The 21,426-nt window shown below is 54.5% G+C and carries 18 protein-coding genes and 4 tRNA genes; 18 read left to right on the forward strand and 4 right to left on the reverse strand.

What is annotated here, in order from left to right:
• Nucleotides 1-2: 2 nt before the first annotated feature.
• Nucleotides 3-1,487 carry a guanosine-5'-triphosphate,3'-diphosphate diphosphatase gene (gene gppA / locus ACIP6T_RS20880; protein ID WP_097095366.1) on the reverse strand — a complete coding sequence of 495 codons (1,485 nt, stop codon included), beginning with the start codon at nt 1,485-1,487 and terminating at the stop codon, nt 3-5.
• A 7-nt stretch (nt 1,488-1,494) separates the two neighbouring features.
• Nucleotides 1,495-2,790: an ATP-dependent RNA helicase RhlB gene (rhlB, locus tag ACIP6T_RS20885; protein WP_097095365.1), complete on the reverse strand. Its 1,296-nt coding sequence runs from the start codon at nt 2,788-2,790 to the stop codon at nt 1,495-1,497.
• Between the two features lie 117 nt (nt 2,791-2,907).
• Here rhlB and trxA point away from each other — a divergent pair, with 117 nt between their 5' ends.
• The 18 genes from trxA (at nt 2,908) to ACIP6T_RS20975 (ending at nt 18,506) form a co-directional block, all read left to right on the forward strand.
• Nucleotides 2,908-3,240 (forward strand): thioredoxin TrxA, encoded by a 333-nt coding sequence (gene trxA, locus ACIP6T_RS20890; RefSeq protein ID WP_008105741.1) that lies wholly within the window; start codon nt 2,908-2,910, stop codon nt 3,238-3,240.
• 345 nt (nt 3,241-3,585) lie between these two features.
• The gene (rho, locus tag ACIP6T_RS20895) at nt 3,586-4,845 is read left to right on the forward strand and encodes a transcription termination factor Rho (protein ID WP_008105744.1); all 1,260 of its coding nucleotides are present in this window, start codon (nt 3,586-3,588) and stop codon (nt 4,843-4,845) included.
• 278 nt (nt 4,846-5,123) lie between these two features.
• Nucleotides 5,124-6,200 (forward strand): UDP-N-acetylglucosamine--undecaprenyl-phosphate N-acetylglucosaminephosphotransferase, encoded by a 1,077-nt coding sequence (wecA, locus tag ACIP6T_RS20900; protein WP_097095364.1) that lies wholly within the window; start codon nt 5,124-5,126, stop codon nt 6,198-6,200.
• A 35-nt stretch (nt 6,201-6,235) separates the two neighbouring features.
• The gene (wzzE, locus tag ACIP6T_RS20905) at nt 6,236-7,285 is read left to right on the forward strand and encodes an ECA polysaccharide chain length modulation protein (RefSeq protein ID WP_097095363.1); all 1,050 of its coding nucleotides are present in this window, start codon (nt 6,236-6,238) and stop codon (nt 7,283-7,285) included.
• A 10-nt stretch (nt 7,286-7,295) separates the two neighbouring features.
• A complete protein-coding gene (gene wecB / locus ACIP6T_RS20910; protein WP_097095362.1) occupies nt 7,296-8,420 on the forward strand; it encodes a non-hydrolyzing UDP-N-acetylglucosamine 2-epimerase in 1,125 nt (374 codons plus the stop codon).
• Nucleotides 8,421-8,422: 2 nt separating this feature from the next.
• The gene (gene wecC / locus ACIP6T_RS20915) at nt 8,423-9,682 is read left to right on the forward strand and encodes a UDP-N-acetyl-D-mannosamine dehydrogenase (RefSeq protein ID WP_097095361.1); all 1,260 of its coding nucleotides are present in this window, start codon (nt 8,423-8,425) and stop codon (nt 9,680-9,682) included.
• The gene (gene rffG, locus ACIP6T_RS20920) at nt 9,679-10,755 is read left to right on the forward strand and encodes a dTDP-glucose 4,6-dehydratase (RefSeq protein WP_097095360.1); all 1,077 of its coding nucleotides are present in this window, start codon (nt 9,679-9,681) and stop codon (nt 10,753-10,755) included. Before wecC ends, rffG begins: the two co-directional genes overlap by 4 nt.
• Nucleotides 10,756-10,778: 23 nt before the next feature.
• On the forward strand, nt 10,779-11,660 hold the full coding sequence (rfbA, locus tag ACIP6T_RS20925) for a glucose-1-phosphate thymidylyltransferase RfbA (protein WP_097095359.1): 882 nt from the start codon (nt 10,779-10,781) through the stop codon (nt 11,658-11,660).
• Complete coding sequence (gene rffC, locus ACIP6T_RS20930) at nt 11,638-12,336, forward strand: dTDP-4-amino-4,6-dideoxy-D-galactose acyltransferase (protein ID WP_097095358.1); 699 nt, start codon at nt 11,638-11,640, stop codon at nt 12,334-12,336. The genes rfbA and rffC overlap by 23 nt, the downstream gene beginning before the upstream one ends.
• Entirely contained in the window at nt 12,333-13,463 is a 1,131-nt protein-coding gene (gene rffA / locus ACIP6T_RS20935) for a dTDP-4-amino-4,6-dideoxygalactose transaminase (RefSeq protein ID WP_400458714.1), read from the forward strand. The genes rffC and rffA overlap by 4 nt, the downstream gene beginning before the upstream one ends.
• The gene (gene wzxE / locus ACIP6T_RS20940) at nt 13,463-14,716 is read left to right on the forward strand and encodes a lipid III flippase WzxE (RefSeq protein ID WP_345827500.1); all 1,254 of its coding nucleotides are present in this window, start codon (nt 13,463-13,465) and stop codon (nt 14,714-14,716) included. Before rffA ends, wzxE begins: the two co-directional genes overlap by 1 nt.
• Nucleotides 14,713-15,783, forward strand: a complete 1,071-nt coding sequence (locus ACIP6T_RS20945) for a TDP-N-acetylfucosamine:lipid II N-acetylfucosaminyltransferase (RefSeq protein WP_400458716.1) — start codon at nt 14,713-14,715, stop codon at nt 15,781-15,783. The genes wzxE and ACIP6T_RS20945 overlap by 4 nt, the downstream gene beginning before the upstream one ends.
• Entirely contained in the window at nt 15,780-17,123 is a 1,344-nt protein-coding gene (gene wzyE / locus ACIP6T_RS20950) for an ECA oligosaccharide polymerase (protein ID WP_097095354.1), read from the forward strand. The genes ACIP6T_RS20945 and wzyE overlap by 4 nt, the downstream gene beginning before the upstream one ends.
• 29 nt (nt 17,124-17,152) lie before the next feature.
• A complete protein-coding gene (wecG, locus tag ACIP6T_RS20955) occupies nt 17,153-17,887 on the forward strand; it encodes a lipopolysaccharide N-acetylmannosaminouronosyltransferase (RefSeq protein WP_400458718.1) in 735 nt (244 codons plus the stop codon).
• A gap of 159 nt (nt 17,888-18,046) precedes the next feature.
• Nucleotides 18,047-18,123 (forward strand) — tRNA-Arg (locus ACIP6T_RS20960).
• Between the two features lie 91 nt (nt 18,124-18,214).
• Nucleotides 18,215-18,290: transfer RNA gene (locus ACIP6T_RS20965), tRNA-His, on the forward strand.
• Between the two features lie 16 nt (nt 18,291-18,306).
• Nucleotides 18,307-18,393, forward strand: a tRNA-Leu gene (locus ACIP6T_RS20970).
• Between the two features lie 36 nt (nt 18,394-18,429).
• Nucleotides 18,430-18,506: transfer RNA gene (locus ACIP6T_RS20975), tRNA-Pro, on the forward strand.
• Between the two features lie 586 nt (nt 18,507-19,092).
• Here ACIP6T_RS20975 and hemY read toward each other — a convergent pair.
• Together hemY and hemX are read right to left on the reverse strand one after the other, a co-directional pair.
• Entirely contained in the window at nt 19,093-20,289 is a 1,197-nt protein-coding gene (gene hemY / locus ACIP6T_RS20980; RefSeq protein WP_400458720.1) for a protoheme IX biogenesis protein HemY, read from the reverse strand.
• A gap of 2 nt (nt 20,290-20,291) precedes the next feature.
• Nucleotides 20,292-21,422, reverse strand: coding sequence for a uroporphyrinogen-III C-methyltransferase (hemX, locus tag ACIP6T_RS20985; RefSeq protein ID WP_345827497.1), 1,131 nt, complete (start codon nt 21,420-21,422; stop codon nt 20,292-20,294).
• Between the last annotated feature and the right edge of the window lie 4 nt (nt 21,423-21,426).

Here is a 21,426-nt window from a genome sequence, read left to right on the forward strand (position 1 = left end):
CATCAGGAAATCGTCAGCAGCCAGTGCACGTAAGATTGATAGTGGCTTTCCTGCTCCAGCAGCTCAGAACGCAGCGGGTGCGCTTCACGCCAACCGGCTGGCAGCGTTAGATGCAACGCATCATCATCCGCCTGCAAACGCACGGCGGGCAGGGTGTCATCGCGTCGACGGCTCGAGAAGATTATCGCTAAACGCAGCAAACGGCTTAAACGCTCCGCCATGCGCGGCGGGACGGCGTTCTGCTGCGTCAGCAAGGCCAAATCAATGCTGCCGCTTTGATTCTGTAGCAGACAGGCCAGCATTTTTTTCTGTGCGGGAGTGAAGCCGGGAAGATCAAGATGACGAATCAGGTAAGCGGCGTGCTGCGGTGCCTGACGGAAATCGACGCTCAGGCCAATTTCATGAATTGAACAGGCGCTGAGAAGCAGATCGCGACATCGGTTATCCAGCTTCCAGCTGCTGCTCACCTGACGAAAGAAACTCTCTGCTAGCTGACGCACCCGACCAGCCTGCTCAATATCAATGGCAAAACGGCGTTGCACATTTTGCAGCGTGCGGCTGCGGATATCGCGATCCACTGGCAGATGCAGCATGCCGTACACCAAACCTTCCCGCAGTGCGCCGCCAGCCAACGTCATGCCTTCAATACCCAGCTCCTGGAAGATAGCGATGAGGATCGACAGGCCGCTGGGGAACACCAGCGCGCGTTCCAGCGTTAATCCTTCAATTTCCAACTCTTCCAGCTTGCCGCATTGAATGGCGCGTTGCTTCAGCTGTTGCAGCTTGCTCAGGGTGATGCGTTCATCCATGCCCTGTGCCACCATGATTTCCTGCAACGCCTGCACGGTGCCGGATGCACCCACGCAGATTTGCCAGCCTTTCTCACGCAGCGCCGCAGCCACTGGACGAATCATCTCGCGTGCGGCCAGTTCGGCCTGCTCGAAATTCTCTTTTGCCAGATGACGATCGCTGAAGTAGCGTTCAAGCCAGGTGACGCAGCCCATCGACAAGCTAAATAGCGTGGTGGCATGCGAGCCTTCGCCGGTCACCAGTTCGGTGCTGCCGCCGCCGATATCCACCACTAAACGCTGATCGGAACCGCCGGTGGTGTGCGCCACGCCTTGATAGATCAGGCGCGCTTCTTCTTCGCCGCTGATGACATTCACCGGACAGCCAAGAATTTGTTCGGCGGTAATGAGGAAATCCTGCGCATTTTCTGCAATGCGCAGCGTGGCAGTTGCTACCACGCGGATTTGCTCTGGGGGAATATCCTGAAGCTGTTCAGAGAACAACTTCAGACACTGCCAGCCACGTTGCATCGCCTCTGCAGAGAGATGATTGGCTTTGTCGAGGCCCGCGGCCAGACGCACTTTGCGTTTTATCCGCGCGACGGTCTGAATACTGCCAGACACTTCGCGCACCACCAACATATGAAAGCTGTTAGAACCTAAATCAATCGCTGCATAGAGTGACGATGCGCTTAGCATGGTGTGCTTAACCCGAACGTTTACGGTTGCTATTGCGCGGTGCGCCACTACGACGGTTGCTGTTGTTCCCGCCACGGCGTGGACCGTTACCTGAGCGACTGCGCTGCAGGCGCTTCGGCGGTGGCAGCTCGTTCAGCAACGCGTCGCTGTTGTACTTGCTCACCGGAATACCGTGACCAATGTACTCTTCAATCGCTGGCAGGTTCAGCGCGTACTCTTCACACGCGAGGCTGATTGAGTGACCGCTGGCACCGGCGCGGCCCGTACGGCCAATGCGGTGAACGTAGTCTTCGCGATCGTCAGGCAGATCGTAGTTGAACACATGCGTGACCGCAGGAATATGCAAACCACGTGCGGCCACATCGGTGGCAACCAGGATATCCACATCACCTTTGGTGAAATCGTCGAGGATACGCAGACGTTTTTTCTGTGCCACGTCGCCAGTCAGCAGACCAACGCGGTGACCGTCGGCAGCCAGATGGCCCCAAATGTCTTCACAACGATGCTTGGTGTTAGCGAAAATAATCGCGCGATCGGGCCACTCTTCCTCAACCAGCGTCTGTAGCAAGCGCATTTTCTCTTCATTAGAAGGATAGAAAAGCTCTTCTTTGATGCGATGGCCGGTTTTCTGCTCCGGTTCCACTTCCACGTATTCGGCGTTGTTCATGTGCTCAAACGCCAGTTCACGTACGCGGTAAGATAAGGTGGCAGAGAACAACATACTCAGGCGTTGGGTGGCCGGCGGCATGCGGCGGAACAGCCAACGGATATCTTTAATAAAGCCGAGATCGAACATGCGATCGGCTTCATCCAGCACAACAACCTGAATGGCGCCCAGGTTGACATGGTTCTGCTTGGCATAGTCGATCAAACGTCCGGTGGTGCCCACCAGAATGTCGACGCCATCTGCCAATACTTTCAACTGTTTATCGTAGCCGTCGCCACCATAAGCCAGGCCCAGCTTTAAGCCAGTGACCTTCGCTAACGGCTCTGCATCAGCATGAATTTGTACGGCGAGCTCACGCGTTGGGGCCATGATCAGCGCACGTGGCTGATTAATCTGGCGACCTTCTGCGGCAGGATGAGAAAGAAGATAATGAAACGTTGACGTCAGGAACGCCATCGTTTTGCCGGTACCGGTTTGCGCCTGACCCGCAACATCACGCCCTGTAAGCGTAAGAGGCAACGCGAGCGCCTGTATAGGCGTGCAGTGGCTAAAGCCTTTAGTATCAAGGGCTTCTATCACCTGAGGGTGCAGGGCGAAGTCGGAAAACTTCTGTTCAGTTAAGTGTGTTTTGCTCATAGTGTGGTAGAATATCAGCTTACTAGCGCTTTACGAAAGCGTATCCGATGAAATAAAGTCAACCTACGTTGGTATAATTTCCGCCGATTCGCCAGGCACAATCTTTTGGAGTTAAACATGAGCAGCGATAAGATCGTTCACTTGACCGATGACAGTTTCGACACAGACGTACTGAAAGCAGACGGTGTCACTCTGGTAGATTTCTGGGCTGAATGGTGTGGTCCTTGCAAAATGATCGCCCCAATCCTCGACGAAGTCGCCGAAGAGTACGAAGGTAAGCTTACCATCGCGAAATTGAACATTGATGACAACCCGGGTACAGCGCCTAAATATGGCATCCGCGGTATTCCAACTCTGCTGCTGTTCAAGAACGGCGAAGTGGCGGCAACCAAGGTTGGTGCACTGTCTAAAGGGCAGTTGAAAGAGTTTCTGAACGCTAACCTGGCCTAAGCCCGGCGCGGTGTTTGTTCCGCAGTGGTGAATTTTTTCGCCACTGCTGGACGTCTCACTTTAAGCGTGTTAAGTTGAGTTCACTGCATTACGCTCTTACCTTGTAGTTTGCATCTAAGTTTTCCCTTGTCAGACCCTACTCGCAATGAACGTTATCGTGGTTTGGCAATCTGATGACTAGCACATTCGGCATCATCTTTCGACCGTCTCCTCGTTTCCTATCGCCACATCTGACGATAATCGTCGAGCTGAGTTGAAAAAGAGCCATTAACAGGCATGGAATTTTTGCCATACCACTCACGACAATCATTTCGAGAATTACCCCGAGTTTAAGAACCCATCACTATGAATCTTACCGAATTAAAGAATACGCCGGTTTCTGAGCTGATTACCCTCGGCGAAAATATGGGGCTGGAAAACCAGGCGCGTATGCGCAAGCAGGATATTATTTTCTCTATCCTGAAACAGCACGCAAAAAGCGGCGAAGACATCTTTGGTGATGGTGTGCTGGAGATACTGCAGGACGGATTTGGTTTCCTCCGTTCTGGAGACAGCTCCTACCTCGCCGGTCCCGATGATATCTACGTTTCTCCCAGCCAAATCCGCCGCTTCAACCTCCGCACTGGTGACACCATTTCTGGCAAGATTCGCCCGCCAAAAGAAGGTGAACGCTATTTTGCGCTGTTGAAAGTTAACGAAGTTAACTACGACAAGCCGGAAAACGCGCGCAACAAGATTCTGTTCGAAAACCTCACGCCATTGCATGCCAGCAAGCGTATGCGTATGGAGCGCGGTAACGGCTCGACTGAAGACCTGACAGCACGCGTGCTGGACCTGGCTTCCCCAATTGGTCGTGGCCAGCGCGGTCTGATCGTGGCACCGCCGAAAGCCGGTAAAACCATGCTGCTGCAGAACATCGCGCAGAGCATTGCCTACAACTATCCAGATTGCCTGTTGATGGTGCTGCTGATTGACGAACGTCCGGAAGAAGTGACCGAGATGCAGCGTCTGGTTAAAGGTGAAGTCATCGCTTCTACCTTTGATGAGCCAGCTTCACGCCACGTACAGGTTGCTGAGATGGTGATCGAGAAGGCTAAGCGCCTGGTTGAGCACAAAAAAGATGTGATCATCCTGCTCGATTCCATCACCCGTCTGGCGCGTGCCTACAACACCGTGGTTCCCGCATCAGGTAAAGTCCTGACCGGTGGTGTGGATGCGAACGCCCTGCATCGTCCGAAGCGTTTCTTCGGTGCGGCACGTAACGTGGAAGAGGGCGGCAGCCTGACCATCATCGCTACCGCGCTGGTTGATACCGGTTCGAAGATGGACGAAGTGATTTACGAAGAGTTTAAAGGTACAGGTAACATGGAACTGCACCTCTCGCGTAAAATCGCCGAGAAACGCGTATTCCCAGCTATCGATTACAATCGTTCTGGTACGCGTAAAGAAGAGCTGCTCACCACGCAGGAAGAGCTGCAGAAGATGTGGATCCTGCGCAAAATCATTCATCCAATGGGTGAAATCGATGCGATGGAATTCCTCATCAATAAACTGGCAATGACCAAAACCAACGACGAATTCTTCGATATGATGAAGCGTTCCTAAGTCGCAGGTGGCGACCCGCTAAGCCAAGCGGTGATTCGCACAATTTGCCAGGAATTATTGCTAACGCCACGTCTTAACGTGGCGTTTTTTATTTATGGGCATTAGGATGAGCCCAGTCAGGAAGCATTTATTTTGACTGTGGCAGATATTTGCTTGTTTTTTCAGCAATCAGACTTTTCTGCAGCAGAATTCGGAATAGGGATATACGGCAATAGCGGGTGTTTTGCCTATTGTTGACCACGATTTTAGCTGAGAGCATGAACGTGAATTTACTCACTATGAGTACTGAGCTTGGTTTAGTTTTTCTTTTTACTTTAGTGTTCCTGTTTTTTGCTCGCAAAGCAGCTAAAAAAATTGGGCTAGTGGACACTCCAAACTCCAGAAAAAGACACCATGGTGCCATTCCGTTAGTGGGTGGTATTTCTGTGTACGCGGGTATCTGCTTCGCTTTTGCCATCTCAAATTATTATTTACCGCACGCGATGCTCTATCTGAGCTGTGCGGGCGTGTTGGTATTGGTAGGAGCTCTTGACGATCGTTTTGATATCAGCGTCAAAATTCGTGCGCTGGTGCAGGCGGTGGTCGCCATTGTGATGATGGTGGGTGCCAAACTCTATTTGCTCAGCCTCGGATTTATTATCGGCCCGGTAGAGTTAATCGTTGGCCCCTTTGGCTATGTATTAACGCTGTTCGCCGTGTGGGCCGCGATCAATGCGTTTAATATGGTGGATGGAATTGATGGCCTGCTCGGCGGCCTCTCCAGCGTTACCTTCGCCGCGATAGGTATTATTCTCTACTTCGATGGCCAAACCAGCCTCGCCATGTGGTGTTTTGCGATGATCGCCGCCACCATTCCTTATATTCTGCTCAATCTCGGTTTGATTGGCCGCCGCTATAAAGTGTTTATGGGCGATGCCGGTAGCACCATGATCGGTTTCACTATCATCTGGATCTTGCTGGAAACCACCCAGGGTTTAAGCCATCCGATCACGCCGGTTACTGCGCTGTGGCTGATTGCCATTCCGCTGATGGATATGGTGGCGATTATGTATCGGCGTTTGCGGAAAGGCATGAGCCCGTTTTCTGCCGATCGCCAACACATTCATCATTTGATCATGCGCGCCGGCTTCACTTCACGTCAGGCATTTTTGCTGATTACCGTGGCCGCAGCGATCCTGGCCGGTATTGGCGTGCTCGGTGAATATCTGGCCTTTATCCCGGAATGGGTGATGCTGGTGCTGTTCCTGATGGCGTTTCTCCTTTACGGCTATTGCCTGAAGCACGCATGGCGTGTAGCGCGCAAAATCCGTCGCATAAAACGTCGCTGGCAAAGCAGCAGCGAAGATAAAAAATAAATTACCCAGAAAGTACCCTGATAAGGATTTTTGTTATGACCTCTGTGGTTGTAGAAAACGAACTGGATGTGCGAGGCCTCGGCTGTACGCTGTGGCGTGGCAAGCGCTGGATTGTTGGCCTGGCGCTGCTGTTTGCGCTGTTTGCGTGGCTGGCCTCGATGTTGATGAAGCAGGCGTGGAGCACCACGGCAGTCACCGATCGTCCTACGGTGAATATGTTGGGTGATTTCTTTGTGCAGCAGCAATTTCTCAATAATCTGGATGTCCGCACCAATACGCTCAATCTCAGTTCGCCAGCCCCAACCGTTATGGATGAGGTTTATCAAGAGTTCACAATGCAGCTGGCATCATGGGATACGCGTCGTGATTTCTGGCAGCAGACCGATTACTACAAAAGTCGTAAAAGCGGCAACGCGCACAATGATGCGGCGCTGCTCGATGACTTAATCACCAACATCCAGTTCACGGCGGCCGATCCGGCGCGCAATGTCTTAGATAACATCAAGCTGGTCGCCGAAACTGCCGGTGATGCCAATAATTTGCTACGCCAATATATTGCCTATGCCAGCGAACGTGCGGCACGCCATTTGAATGCGGAGCTAAAAGGCGCCTGGCAGGCGCGCAACATACAGCTGCAGGCGCAGGTCACGCGTCAGGAAGAAGTGGCGCAGGCGGTGTTTGAACGTCAACGTCAGCGTATTGTGCAGGCGCTGAAGGTGGCCGATGAACAGGGCATTAAAGAGAATCGGGCGCCAGCTACGGGTGAGGCGCTGCCAGACAGCGATCGCTTCTTGCTTGGCCAGCAAATGTTGCAGGCGCAGCTCGACACGTTACAGGCCAGCGGACCTGCTTATGATTTAAGCTATGATCAAAACAAGGCGATGCTGAGTACGCTGCAGGCGGGGCCGCGTCTGGACAAACAGTTCCAGACCTATCGTTATTTGCGCACGCCGGAAGAGCCGGTTTCGCGTGATAGTCCGCGTCGTCTGTTTATGATGATCATGTGGGGCGCCATTGGCGCGCTGGTCGGTGCGGGAGTGGCGCTGGTGCGACGTCCGCGTTCAACGTTACCATCGAGCCATTAAGAGAAGCCACGTGAAAGTTCTGACCGTATTTGGCACGCGTCCTGAAGCGATCAAAATGGCTCCGCTGGTGCAGGCGCTGGCGCAGGATGCTGTGTTCGAGTCACGCTTATGCGTTACTGCACAGCATCGAGAAATGCTCGATCAGGTACTGCGTCTGTTTCAGCTGCAACCTGATTATGACCTGAACATCATGCGTCCGGAGCAAGGGCTGACGGAGATTACCAGCCGCATTTTGCAGGGCATGAAAACCGTGCTGGCCGACTTTCAGCCGGATGTGGTGTTGGTGCATGGCGATACCACCACCACTTTTGCCGCCAGCCTGGCGGCGTTTTACCACCAGATTCCCGTGGGTCACGTGGAAGCCGGGCTGCGTACCGGCAACCTGATGTCGCCGTGGCCAGAAGAGGCCAACCGCACATTGACTGGCCACCTGGCGAGCTACCACTTCACCCCGACGGAAAACTCGCGGCAAAATCTGCTGCGTGAGAACCTGCCGGATGCGCGCATTTTCGTTACTGGCAATACGGTGATTGATGCGCTGCTGTGGGTACGCGATCGCGTATTGGATGATGCGGATCTCAATGCCCGCCTGGCCGCGCGCTATCCGTTCCTCGACGCCGATAAAAAGCTGATTCTGGTTACGGGCCATCGTCGCGAAAGTTTTGGCGACGGCTTCGAACGCATCTGCAGCGCGCTAGCGCAAATTGCACGCCAGCATCCGCAGGTGCAAATCGTCTATCCGGTGCACCTCAATCCCAATGTCAGCGAGCCGGTAAACCGCATTCTCAGCGGTATCGAAAATATCATTCTGATTGAGCCGCAGGAGTATTTGCCGTTTGTCTGGCTGATGAACCGTTCATGGCTGATTCTGACCGATTCCGGCGGCATTCAGGAAGAAGCGCCGTCGCTCGGCAAGCCGGTGCTGGTGATGCGCGATACCACCGAGCGGCCGGAAGCCGTGGACGCAGGCACGGTGAAACTGGTGGGCACCGATATCAGTAAGATTGTCGCGGAAGTCAGCCTGCTGTTGCAGGACGATGAAGCCTGGCAGGCAATGAGCCGTGCGCACAACCCTTATGGCGATGGCCATGCCTGCGCGCGCATCTTGCAGGCCCTAAAACAACACAGAGTATAACCATGCGTTTTGAAACCATTTCCGTTATCGGACTGGGCTATATTGGGCTGCCAACGGCGGCCGTTTTTGCCTCACGGGGAAAAAAAGTCGTTGGCGTGGATATTAATAGCCGCGCTGTCGAAACCATTAATCGCGGCGATATCCACATCGTTGAACCCGAACTGGGTGAGGTGGTGCGCGACGCGGTGCGAGACGGATACCTGCGCGCCACCACGCAGGCCGAAGCCGCCGATGCTTTTCTGATTGCCGTACCCACGCCGTTTATCGGCGATCATCAGCCCGATCTCAGCTACGTGCAGGCCGCCGCGTTGTCCATTGCGCCCGTATTAAAGGCGGGCGATCTGGTGATTCTCGAATCGACGTCGCCAGTCGGCGCAACCGAGCAGATGGCGCAATGGCTCGCGGATGCGCGTCCCGATCTGCGTTTCCCGCAGCACGGCGATGCGTGCGATGTGTTTATCGCGTACTGCCCGGAACGGGTATTGCCCGGCAAAGTGATGGTCGAACTGCTGGAAAACGATCGCGTGATTGGCGGCATGACGCCAGCCTGTTCTGCGCGCGCCAGCGAGCTGTATCGCATTTTCCTGCGTGGTGCATGCGTGGAAACCCATGCGCGTACCGCCGAGATGTGCAAACTGACGGAAAATAGCTTCCGCGATGTGAATATCGCTTTTGCTAATGAGCTGTCGCTGATCTGTGCAGAGCAAGGCATCAACGTGTGGGAACTGATTGCGCTGGCGAATCGCCATCCGCGCGTCAATATTCTGCAGCCTGGGCCGGGCGTTGGCGGGCACTGCATTGCCGTCGATCCCTGGTTTATCGTGGCGCAAAATCCAGAACAGGCGCGGCTGATTCGCACCGCGCGTGAAGTGAATGATGCCAAACCGGGCTGGGTGCTGGACCAGGTAAAACAGGCTTTGGCCGAATGCCTCACCGCCAGCGGTAAACGTGCCAGCGATATCACCATTGCCTGCTTTGGTCTGGCCTTCAAACCGAATATTGATGATTTACGCGAAAGTCCGGCGATGAGCGTTGCCCATCTGATTGCCGAATGGCACAGCGGACAAACCTGGGTGGTTGAGCCGCACGTAACGGCCATTCCGCAGCGTCTGGCGCACGAAGCCACGCTGGTCACCACCGAAGATGCGCTGCAACAGGCGGATATTCTGGTGATGCTGGTTGACCATGCACAGTTCCGCGCGGTTGAGGCTGCACAGATTACCCAGCCGTGGATTGTTGATACCAAAGGCGTCTGGCGATGAAACAGTTTTTGGTGACCGGCGGCGCAGGATTTATCGGCTCGGCGTTGGTGCGTTTTCTGCTTGAAAACACTGAGCATCGCGTGGTGGTGGTCGATAAGCTGAGTTACGCTGGCAATCTGGCCTCGCTGGCGCCGGTGCAGCAGAACACGCGTTTCGCCTTCGAGCAGGTGGATATTTGCGATCGCGCCGAGCTGGATCGCGTGATGACGCAGTACCAGCCAGATTGCATCATGCATCTGGCGGCGGAAAGTCACGTCGATCGTTCGATTGATGGTCCGATTGCCTTCATCGAAACCAATATCGTCGGCACCTATCAACTGCTGGAAGCGGCGCGGCATTACTGGAATAACATGGTGGATGAGCGCAAAAAGGGCTTCATTCTCCATCACATCTCTACCGATGAAGTGTTTGGCGACCTGCACGGCAGCGACGATTTCTTTACCGAAACCACGCCGTATGCGCCCAGCAGCCCGTATTCGGCGACCAAGGCCAGCAGCGATCATCTGGTGCGCGCCTGGCTGCGTACCTATGGTTTGCCGGTGATCGTTACCAACTGTTCCAACAATTACGGCCCATATCATTTTCCTGAGAAGCTGATCCCGCTCACCATCATTAATGCGCTGGCAGGTAAACCACTGCCGGTATACGGCAACGGCAGCCAGATTCGTGACTGGCTCTATGTGGAAGACCACGCGCGGGCGCTTTATTGCGTGGTCAGCAGCGGCAAAGTGGGTGAAACCTATAATATCGGCGGTCATAACGAGCGACGGAATCTTGAGGTGGTGGAAACCCTGTGTGATTTGCTGGATGAACTGGCCCCACAGCAGCGTGCACCACAGCTGTCGTGCTATCGGGACTTGATTACCTTTGTGAGCGATCGTCCCGGCCACGACCAGCGTTACGCCATTGACGCCAGCAAAATTGCGCGCGAGCTGGGCTGGACGCCGCAGGAAACCTTTGAGAGCGGTATCCGCAAAACCGTGCAGTGGTACCTGGCGAACCCACAATGGTGGCAGGCGATTCTTAATGGCAGCTATCGCGGCGAGCGTCTGGGCCTGGCCACGCCGCGCTAAAACCCAATTCAGAAGGAGCAGCGATGAAAGGCATCATTTTAGCCGGAGGTTCGGGCACGCGTTTGCATCCGATTACCCGTGCCATCTCAAAGCAGCTGTTGCCGGTGTATGACAAGCCGATGATTTACTATCCACTTTCGGTGCTGATGTTGGCCGGGATCCGTGAAATCCTGATCATTACCACGCCGGAAGATCGCGCCCACTTTGAACGATTGCTGGGCGATGGCAGCGAGTTTGGCATACAGCTAGCCTATGCCGAACAACCGACCCCCGATGGCTTGGCGCAGGCGTTTATCATTGGTGAATCCTTTATCGGTGATGATCACTGTTGTCTGGTGCTGGGCGACAATCTTTATTTCGGTCAGGGCTTCAGTCCAAAACTGAAGAAAGTGGCGGCGCGCAGCAGCGGCGCCACCGTTTTCGCCTATCAGGTAATGGATCCCGAGCGTTTTGGCGTGGTGGAATTTGATGACGACTTCAACGCGCTTTCAATTGAGGAAAAACCGCAGCAGCCGAAATCACGCTGGGCGGTAACCGGCCTCTATTTCTACGACAATCGCGTGGTGGAGTTTGCTAAACAGGTTAAGCCTTCCGCCCGGGGTGAGTTAGAAATTACCGCGATTAACCAAATGTATCTCGATCAGGGCGAACTCTCCGTAGAGCTGCTGGGTCGTGGTTTTGCCTGGCTGGATACCGGCACGCACGATAGCCTGATTGAGGCGAGTATGTTTGTGCAGACGGTGGAAAAGCGTCAGGGTTTTAAAATCGCCTGCCTGGAAGAGATCGCATGGCGCAATGGCTGGCTAAGCGATGCCCAGCTGCTGGCTGCAGCCCAGGCGCTGACTAAAACCGGCTACGGCCAGTATTTGCTGGATGTTCACCATGCCCGTCCGCGTCAATATTAATCCCCTTCACTGGGAAAACGATTTCTTCGGCCAGAACAGCGCCCGCCTGGAGCTGGAGGGCGATTTGCCGCTGTCTGAAGCGTTAACCCAGCCCTATACGCTTTGGCAAGTTAAAGTGCCCGCAGATCGTGTTGAGGCGATCGATGCCTTGAGCGAGCAGGGCTTTCAGCTGGTTGAAGGCGAAGCCGATCTGACGATCGCTCTCAAAAATACTGAGCGGCAACCCGGCGTGCGGATCGCGCGTGAAGCACAAATCCCGGCACTGCGTGATGCGGCTGCGCAGGCATTTAGCCAGAGTCGCTTCCGTGCGCCGTGGTTTGAGCCTGCAGACAGCGGGCGTTTCTATGCGCAGTGGATTGAAAATGCCGTGCGCGGTACCTTCGACCATCAATGCCTGGTCGCTTGCGATGAACAGGGCGCATTGCAAGGTTTCGTCTCCATGCGGGAAGTGGACGGTGATATGCGTATCGGTCTGCTGGCGGTACTGCCTGGTGCGCAAGGATGTGGCGTGGGCCAGCGTTTACTGCTCGCTGCCGCTGACTGGGGCCGCGTGCGCCAGCTGGCGCATTTGCGTGTTGCTACCCAACTCAGCAATCTTACGGCGATGCGCCTTTATTTACGCAGCGGTGCGCGGCTGGAAAGCACCGCTTACTGGTTCTACAGGAAGGTCCCATGATCCCCTTTAATGCGCCGCCGATTGTCGGCAGTGAAGTTGAATATATGCAGTCGGCCATGGCCAGCGGCAAACTGTGCGGCGACGGCGGTTTTACCCGACGCTGTCAGCAGTGGATGGAGCAGCATTTTGGCAGCAACAAAGTGCTGCTGACGCCATCCTGCACCGCGTCGCTGGAGATGGCGGCGCTGCTGATTGATATCCAGCCCGGCGACGAAGTGATCATGCCGAGCTACACCTTTGTCTCCACCGCTAACGCTTTTGTGCTGCGCGGCGCGGTCATTGTGTTTGTTGATGTACGTCCCGATACGCTCAATATCGATGAAACGTTAATTGAAGCAGCGATCACGCCGAAAACCCGCGCTATCGTGCCGGTGCATTACGCCGGTGTCGCCTGCGAGATGGATACCATCATGGCGCTGGCGGCGAAGCATAAACTGTACGTAATTGAAGATGCCGCGCAGGGCGTGATGTCGCAATACAAAGGGCGCGCGCTGGGCACTATTGGTCATATTGGTTGCTTCAGCTTCCACGAAACCAAAAATTACACCGCAGGCGGCGAAGGCGGCGCAACGCTGATCAATGAGGCGAGGCTGGTAGAGCGTGCCGAGATCATTCGTGAAAAAGGCACTAACCGCAGCCAGTTTTTCCGCGGGCAGGTGGATAAGTATACCTGGCGCGATATTGGCTCCAGCTATCTGATGGCAGATCTGCAAGCCGCTTATCTGTGGGCGCAGCTGGAAGCGGCGGAGCAGATCAATCAGCAGCGTCTGCACCTGTGGCAGTGCTACTACGATGCGTTACAACCGCTGGCAGCAGCGGGCCGCATCGAACTGCCGGTGGTGCCAAAAGATTGCCGCCACAACGCGCACATGTTCTATATCAAGCTGCGCGACAGCGACGATCGTCAGGCGCTAATCAACTGGATGAAAGAGGCGGAAATCCTCACGGTATTCCACTACATCCCGCTGCATTCAGCACCGGCGGGCGAGCGCTTTGGCCGTTTCAACGGTGCGGATGTGTTTACCACGCGTGAAAGTGAACGCCTGTTGCGCCTGCCGCTGTTCTACAACCTGTCGGATAACAACCAGCGCACAGTGATCAGTTCGCTGCTGAGTTTCTTTGCCTGATGTCGTTAGCCAAAGCCTCAGTCTGGACCGCTTCATCCACGCTGGTAAAAATCGTGGCTGGCTTGCTGGTGGTGAAATTGCTGGCGGTGAGCTTTGGGCCGGAAGGTATTGGGCAGGCCGGTAACTTCCGCCAGCTCATTACCGTACTTGGTGTGCTGGCAGGTGCAGGTATCTTCAACGGCATTACCACGCTGGTGGCGCAGCATCAGCAACAGCCGCAGATGTTGCGTGCCGTAACGGGTACGGCATCTTCGATTGTTCTCGGCTTTTCAACACTGCTGGCACTGGTGTTTTTACTGGCGGCGCAGCCGATCAGCACAGCACTGTTTGGCCATGCTGAATACGAGAACGTGGTGCGGATTGTCGCTTTTCTGCAGCTGGGTATTGCCTGGGCTAATTTGACGTTAGCGCTGTTGAAAGGTTTTCGTGATGCACGCGGTAATGCGCTGGCGCTGATCGCGGGAAGCCTGATAGGCGTGATCGGCTATGTCATGTGCTGGTGGCTGGGCGGTTATGCCGGTGCGCTGGTGGGGTTGGCGCTGGTGCCGGCGCTGGTTGTGTTTCCTGCCCTGATCATGCTGCGTCGCCATCGCGACGTATTGCCGTTGAGCTGGCTTAAGCCAACGTGGCAGCCGGATTTGGCACGCAATCTGGCAAAGTTTACGCTAATGGCGTTGATGACTTCGCTCACCTTGCCGGTGGCGTGGGTGATGATGCGAAATCTATTGGCAGAACAGCAAGGTTGGGCGCAGGTCGGTTTATGGCAGGGTGTCACCAGCATTTCCGATGCTTATCTGCAATTTATCACTGCCACCTTTAGCGTTTGGCTGCTGCCGACGCTGGCACGGCTGGAGCAGAAACCGCAAATCGCCCGGGAGATTGGCCGCGCGCTGCGCTTTGTCATGCCTGCCGTGGCCGTAGCAAGCTTCTGCGTATGGCTGCTGCGCGATGTCGCTATCTGGCTACTGTTCTCAGCGCAGTTCACCGCCATGCGTGACCTTTTTGTCTGGCAGTTGTGCGGGGACGTCTTTAAAGTAGGCGCCTATGTTTTCGGATACCTGGTGATCGCCAAAGCGTCGCTGCGCTTTTATATTCTGACCGAACTGAGTCAGTTCGCGCTGTTAACCGGTTTCTCCCGCTGGCTAATTCCGCTGCACGGTAGTGCCGGAGCCGCACAGGCCTATATGGCCACCTACATACTCTATTTCGCCCTTTGCTGTGGTGCCTTCATAATTTATTGCCGGAAAAAATGACGCTATTTCACGTATTGGGATCGGATATCCCGCACCACAATCATACGGTGCTGCGCTTCTTTAATGATGTGATAAGCACGGAGATGCCTGCAGATGCGCCGCGTCAATTTATGGTGGTGACCCGCGCGCCAGAAACACTGCAAGCCTATTCAGCATTGCACATCGAAACTTTTGCCAACAAGCGTGCGCTGGCGCAGGCCGTTATCGCGCGCGCCGCTAATCGCGCGCAGCGCTTCTTCTTCCACGGCCAGTTCAATCCCAGCATTTGGCTAGCATTACTGAGCGGCAGGCTGCGTCGCCGGCAGGCATTCTGGCACGTATGGGGCGCAGATCTTTACGAAGAGGGGCGAGGCCTTAAGTATCAGCTTTTTTATCTGCTACGCCGATGGGCGCAGAGCCGCGTGTCGCAGGTATTTGCTACGCGCGGTGATTTACACCATTTCCAGCAGCGCCATCCGCGCGTACCGACCTCACTGCTCTATTTTCCAACGCGCATGCCGGACGCTGCGGTACCCGCAGCGATGGAATCCGCTGCGTTCACCATTCTGCTCGGTAATTCAGGCGATCGCAGCAATCGTCATATCGCAGGCTTAGAGGCGATTCGCGCGCAGTTTGGTGAGCAGGTCAAGGTGGTGGTACCGCTCGGTTATCCCGAGAACAATCATCGTTATATTGATGAGATTGCCGCCGCCGCACAGCGCCTGTTCCCTGCGGGGCAGGTCACCTTGCTGCGTGACAAGATCGACTTTGACGTCTATCTGGGATTGCTTAGCCGCTGTCAGCTCGGCTATTTTATGTTCGAACGTCAGCAGGGGATCGGCACGCTTTGCCTGCTGATTAAGGCCAATATTCCCTTCGTGCTGAACCGTAAAAATCCGTTCTGGCGCGATTTGAGTGAACAAGGTTTGCCGGTGCTGTTTAGCGAAGATGCGCTGGATGCTGCCAGCGTAGCCGAAGCGCAACGACAACTGGCGCAATGTGATAAATCATCGATTGCCTTTTTTGCTCCGGGCTATCTGGCAGGCTGGCGCCATGCGCTGAGCTTGAGTGAAGGGGAGAGAACATGAGCCTGATGCAGTTTTGCGGTCTGCTGGTGGTTTATCTGTTTTCGCTGGGGTTCATCCTGACCCTGACCTGGCGAGAGTTTAAACGGGTGCGCTTCAACTTCCACCTGTTCTTCACCATTCTGTTTTTGCTGACATTTTATTTCGGTTTTCCGCTAACCAGCGTGCTGGTGTTCCGCTTTAACGTTGCGGTGGTGCCGCCAGAATATCTGTTGCAGGCGCTGCTGGCTGCGACCAGTTTTTATGCCATCTATTACGTCAGCTACAAAGTGCGGCTGCGGCCAGCCAATGCACCGGTGCGGAAACCCTGGCTACAGATGAATCGGGTTGAAACCAATCTGACGTGTCTGCTGCTGGCGCTGGTAGCGATAGGTACCGTGACGGTTTTCTTTTTGCACAACGGTCTGCTGCTGTTCCGGCTCTCCGCGTACAACCAGATTTTCTCCAGTGAAGTCTCTGGCGTGGCGCTCAAACGCTTCTTCTACTTCTTTATTCCGGCGATGTTGATTCGCTACTTCCTAAAACCTACCCAGCGCCAGTGGCTGTGGTTTTTGCTGGTGTCGGTGGCATTTGGTCTGCTGACTTACGCGCTGGTGGGTGGCACGCGCGCCAATATCATTATCGCCTTCGCGTTATTCCTGTTCATCGGCATTACGCGTGGCTGGATCACCTTGTGGATGCTGGTGGGTGCGGGCGTGATGGCGATTGGCGGCATGTTCTGGCTGGCATTGCGTCGCTACAACCTTGACGTGGTCGGCGATGAGGCGTTTTACACCTTCCTCTATCTGACGCGCGATACTTTCTCTCCGTGGGAAAACCTGGCGCTATTACTGCAAAACTACGACAAAATCGATTTTCAGGGATTGGCACCCATTTGGCGTGATTTCTATGTGTTCATCCCCAGTTGGATGTGGCCTGGACGCCCATCAATGATTCTGAACAGCGCCAACTACTTTACCTGGGAAGTGCTGAATAACCATTCAGGTTTAGCGATTTCACCCACGCTGCTTGGATCGCTGCTGGTGATGGGTGGCGTGTGGTTTATCCCGTTTGGCGCCGTTGCGGTTGGTTTGCTAATGAAAGGGTTTGATAACCTGTATCGCTATGGGCGCGATGCCAGCAACCGTTACAGTGGCGCGATTTTGCAGAGTTTTTGCTTTGGCGCGGTATTTAATATGATCGTGTTGGCGCGCGAAGGGCTGGATGCCTTCGGCTCACGCGTGGTGTTCTTTTGTCTGATTTTTGCTGCCTGTATGTGGGTGGCTAAATTGCTTTACTGGCTGTTGGCGCGCGCGGGGCTGATTCGTCCGCGCAGCGAGCCGGTTTTACACAGTCCCTCTTAACGTCTGGGCACAACGGGAAAATTCATACCATGGAAACCGATAAACCGCGCTATCGCTTGCGCGGCGTCGATCTTCACGCCTTCAATGATATGGCGAGCTTTCTGCAATTTTTGCTGCCAGATGGCACACCGCGCAGCGGCACGCTGATTGCGATGAATGCCGAAAAGATGCTCACTCTGGAAGAGGATGCGCAATTGCGCACGCTGATTGCGGAGGCTGAATTCAAATATCCTGATGGCATCAGCGTTGTCCGCTCGCTGCGTAAGAAATATCCTCAACTACAGGTCAATCGCATCGCAGGTGCGGATCTCTGGGAAGCATTGATGGAGCAAGCGGGCCGCAACGACATTCCGGTGTTTCTGATTGGTGGCCGTCAGACGGTGCTAGAGGAAACCTGCGAGAAGCTGCGTCGGCAGTGGAATGTGAACATCGTCGGCAGCCAGAATGGTTATTTTGCGCCAGAAGATCGTGAGTCGCTGTTTGCGCGTATTGCCGCTAGCGGCGCGCAGATTGTCACGGTGGCGCAGGGTTCGCCGCGTCAGGAGCTGCTCATGCGCGATTGCCGTGCACATTGGCCACACGCGCTCTATATGGGCGTGGGCGGCACGTATGATGTATTCACCGGGCACGTCAAACGCGCTCCCGTTTGGTGGCAAAAATCAGGCCTGGAATGGCTTTATCGTTTAATCCGTCAGCCTTCACGTTTACGCCGCCAGTTAAAGTTGCTGAAATATCTACGCTACCATTGGCGTGGCGATCTCTGATATTGCTGGTTTTTCCAGCAAAAAGGAGAGGGTAAGCAACTAAAAGTGCAGTAATTATCGATGGAATGCACAAAGCGTAATCAAACGCGTTTTTTTTATAAAAAAGGGCTGGACAGTGTGAGGTCAAGCCCGTAGTATGCCCATCCGCAACGGCGCTACGCGCCCGTAGCTCAGCTGGATAGAGCGCTGCCCTCCGGAGGCAGAGGTCTCAGGTTCGAATCCTGTCGGGCGCGCCATTTAATTTGTGCGCAAGAGCTTCGGTGGTTGGTTAACCGCGTTATGCAGTGAATTTACGTAAGCGTAACACGCTTACGCACCAGAATTATGGTGGCTATAGCTCAGTTGGTAGAGCCCTGGATTGTGATTCCAGTTGTCGTGGGTTCGAGTCCCATTAGCCACCCCAGATTTTGCTCGGACACGCGATGGTGGCGGAATTGGTAGACGCGCTAGCTTCAGGTGTTAGTGTTCTTACGGACGTGAGGGTTCAAGTCCCTCCCTTCGCACCAGGCAAAATTACGCAGTAGCGTTAAGAAGTAAAAAATCGGCGAGTAGCGCAGCTTGGTAGCGCAACTGGTTTGGGACCAGTGGGTCGGAGGTTCGAATCCTCTCTCGCCGACCATATTCGAAAAGCCTGCTTGAAAAAGCAGGCTTTTTTCGTTTTATACATTTGCCCTTTCACTCTTCTTCCTCAACCTTGTCCGTGCGCCTATTTCTGCACATTGTCGCTATTAGGCTACATTTAACCCTCTGTTTTTATTGGATATGACATTTGCTTGCATAGCTTGTCGCTTTGCAGAGACATCTTTCGGGTTGGATGTAGTGAATTCCCGACAGTGATATCAGACAGCGTCAAACCCTTATTTTTATCTTATTGAAATAAAATAACTTATTCTGGAACCTGCAACTTTGGCACGCCATGTGCAATAATATTGCTGTAGATGCTCATTCCACCTCTTATGTTTGCTAATGCTACATAAACCTGGGAATGATGCAGAGCCCCTTACGGCATCCGTTGTCCAGCCTGGCAGTCATTGCGCACGCTTTACTGCAGTAAGAAGGACATTACGTTGAGTCGGATGCCATCAGTTGTCTGAACGACCTGATCTTACACCTGCTTATGGCAGGTGTTTTTTTATCTGCAATTTGCAGCAGGCAAAAAAAAGCCGGGACAAGCCCGGCGTGCACAAAAGTAACAAACGTAAAAATCAGGCGCTGGGATTAGTCTTCAGCGTAAGTAACAGACCTTCGCGACGCATTTTGGCAGCGTCTTCCGGGCGGTGCAGACGATCGTAAACATCGGCCAGCCAGGCATAATCAAAGGCATCTGGACGCTGTGCCAGCGCCTGCTGGAAGGCTTCTGCCGCCTGCTGCCATTCACCATGACGCATCAGCATCTGGCCAAGCGTGCTGTGCAGCAGCGGTGTAGCGCCGTGCTGTTTAATCTGCTGACGCAGCGCTTTTTCCAGAGCTTGCGGATCGCCGCTTTTAATACGCGGCATTAGCAGCACCAGACGATCGTCATATTGACGCTTCAGACCTTCCAGCACGATGTTTTGCGCAGTATCGGGGTCGTCACATTCAATCAGATGTTCTGCCATTGCCACCTGCAAAGCGGTTTCCTGACGCGTTTTGCGGCTCTGGTTTTGCCACCATTTCTTCAAGCCGTCGCTGCCCTGATCGGCCATCGCCTGATTCATCAGGCCCAGCCAGGCTTGCTGCTGAAGGGCCTCGCGCTGTGCTTCATCATTGATCTGCACTTTTTGCATCGAAGGCAGAATATCGAGCAGCGCGCTCCACGCGCCGGTGCGAATATAAGCTTGCTCTGCCAGGCGTAATACTTCCGGATGGCGCGGTGCCACTTCCAGCAGACGATCTACACCATGACGCGCAGCGTGATCTTCGTTGCGCGCCAGTTGCAGGCGTACGCGGGTAATTTCGACGGGAATCGTATCGTTCTCCGATAACTCTGCGGCACGTTCCAGATGCTGATTGGCGCGTACCTCATCACCACGTTGCTGTGCGGCTTCGGCAGCGAGTAAATAGTTAGCCACCGGCTGAACGGCGTGATCGGCGTTCTTCGATAACAACTTTTCGGCCTGCTTATAATCGCCTTCAGCCAGTTTCATCAGTGCACTTTGCGTGTGGCGCTGCGCGCTGCGACGTTTACGACCGGTGAACCAACCGCGTGTGCGTGCGCCGGTGCGTAGCAGGCGACGCAAAATCCATTCGACCAGCAAAATCACCAGTAGGCTGAGGATTAAAATAATCGCCAGCCCGGTTACGCTGGTTTCGATATTCCAGTTGTCGGTTTGAATCAGCACGTAGCCCTGATGGCCTGCCACCATCGGTCCAACCACGATGCCCGCCATTAGCAGCAGGAAAAGCACCAATACTTTCAGCATGCTTAGCCTCCCTGTTGATCAGCGGCAGCCGATGGTTGGGCCAGCAAATTACGCACGCGAGTTTGCATCAGTTTTTCCAACAGCGGCTGACTTTCCAGCGTATCCGGTACATCCATCGAAATGCTCTGCTGGCTCAGTTCATCCAGTTGCGTAAGGAAAGCTTTGGTCGCGGCATCATTGGTGTCATACCAGGCTCGAACCCAGGTCGATACCGCATCGATAGACTGCTTGTAAATTTCATCCTGATGACGCGGCACGGCTTGCGCTGCAATGAGCAGGCGCGAACGGATGTTTTCACGCAGATAAACGTCCTGATTCGGCGCCAGCAGCGGCTGTGCAGTGTTATCACGGCGACGGATGGTGATGAAATCATCCATAAAATTATGCCAGCTTTTCACCAGGTTCTGGCGCCACTCGAGCAGTGAACTGGAGAGCTCACCGCCGTCGGCATCCATGGGTGAATCATCGCTGTCATTGTCGGCCAATCGCAGATTATCCACGCCGTTCGACAGCTGATTAAGCTTGAGGATGGTGCCGTCATAGTCAATCTGACTCACGGCAGAGAGTGAGCTGATATCCTGCGTCAGCGCGCGGCGCACGTTCATGACGCTGGGATCGTTCATGTCTGCCAGGCTGGTATCTGCACTTTTCAGCAATGCCGCCGCGGTGGTGACATCCTGATCGCTCCACAACTTACGGCCGGCCAGCTTGACGAGGTAATCTGCCTGAGCCAGTAGCCAGGTGCGCGTGTCATTGCCGGAAATAGTGGCGACTTTATCACGCAGGGTTTCCAGCTCTTTGGCGCTGTTGTCCTGCTGGGTACGTGTTTCCTGCAGGGCACTGTTGGCGCTATCCAGCTGTTGCGTTAGCTGCTGTTTATCGCTGCCCAGTTGCTGCTGCAAGGCGCTCAGCTGCTCACTCAGATTCTGGTTAGTTTGAGCCTGTAAATCGGCCTGGTGTTTCCCATTGAGGTAAAGTCCCGCCCCAATCGCCAGCGCAATGACAATCGCCACCGCACTCAGCACTTTGCCATCGCTTTTTTTATCGCGAGGTGGCTGAGTAGCTGGAGAGGGAGAATTGTCCGCTGGGGTGGTTTCTTCAACCATGGCGGAGGAGGCTTTTTGTTCCGTCATTATG

The sequence above is a fragment of the Pantoea sp. NPDC088449 genome (assembly GCF_044753225.1).
GTDB classification, from domain to species: domain Bacteria; phylum Pseudomonadota; class Gammaproteobacteria; order Enterobacterales; family Enterobacteriaceae; genus Pantoea; species Pantoea floridensis.

Bases quoted from the DNA above. Each gene is read 5' to 3' on its own strand.
- gppA (WP_097095366.1), bottom strand. From the start codon at position 1,487: ATGCTAAGCGCATCGTCACTCTATGCAGCGATTGATTTAGGTTCTAAC.
- rhlB (WP_097095365.1), bottom strand. From the start codon at position 2,790: ATGAGCAAAACACACTTAACTGAACAGAAGTTTTCCGACTTCGCCCTG.
- trxA (WP_008105741.1), top strand. From the start codon at position 2,908: ATGAGCAGCGATAAGATCGTTCACTTGACCGATGACAGTTTCGACACA.
- rho (WP_008105744.1), top strand. From the start codon at position 3,586: ATGAATCTTACCGAATTAAAGAATACGCCGGTTTCTGAGCTGATTACC.
- wecA (WP_097095364.1), top strand. From the start codon at position 5,124: ATGAGTACTGAGCTTGGTTTAGTTTTTCTTTTTACTTTAGTGTTCCTG.
- wzzE (WP_097095363.1), top strand. From the start codon at position 6,236: ATGACCTCTGTGGTTGTAGAAAACGAACTGGATGTGCGAGGCCTCGGC.
- wecC (WP_097095361.1), top strand. From the start codon at position 8,423: ATGCGTTTTGAAACCATTTCCGTTATCGGACTGGGCTATATTGGGCTG.
- rffG (WP_097095360.1), top strand. From the start codon at position 9,679: ATGAAACAGTTTTTGGTGACCGGCGGCGCAGGATTTATCGGCTCGGCG.
- rfbA (WP_097095359.1), top strand. From the start codon at position 10,779: ATGAAAGGCATCATTTTAGCCGGAGGTTCGGGCACGCGTTTGCATCCG.
- rffC (WP_097095358.1), top strand. From the start codon at position 11,638: ATGCCCGTCCGCGTCAATATTAATCCCCTTCACTGGGAAAACGATTTC.
- rffA (WP_400458714.1), top strand. From the start codon at position 12,333: ATGATCCCCTTTAATGCGCCGCCGATTGTCGGCAGTGAAGTTGAATAT.
- wzxE (WP_345827500.1), top strand. From the start codon at position 13,463: ATGTCGTTAGCCAAAGCCTCAGTCTGGACCGCTTCATCCACGCTGGTA.
- ACIP6T_RS20945 (WP_400458716.1), top strand. From the start codon at position 14,713: ATGACGCTATTTCACGTATTGGGATCGGATATCCCGCACCACAATCAT.
- wzyE (WP_097095354.1), top strand. From the start codon at position 15,780: ATGAGCCTGATGCAGTTTTGCGGTCTGCTGGTGGTTTATCTGTTTTCG.
- wecG (WP_400458718.1), top strand. From the start codon at position 17,153: ATGGAAACCGATAAACCGCGCTATCGCTTGCGCGGCGTCGATCTTCAC.
- hemY (WP_400458720.1), bottom strand. From the start codon at position 20,289: ATGCTGAAAGTATTGGTGCTTTTCCTGCTGCTAATGGCGGGCATCGTG.
- hemX (WP_345827497.1), bottom strand. From the start codon at position 21,422: ATGACGGAACAAAAAGCCTCCTCCGCCATGGTTGAAGAAACCACCCCA.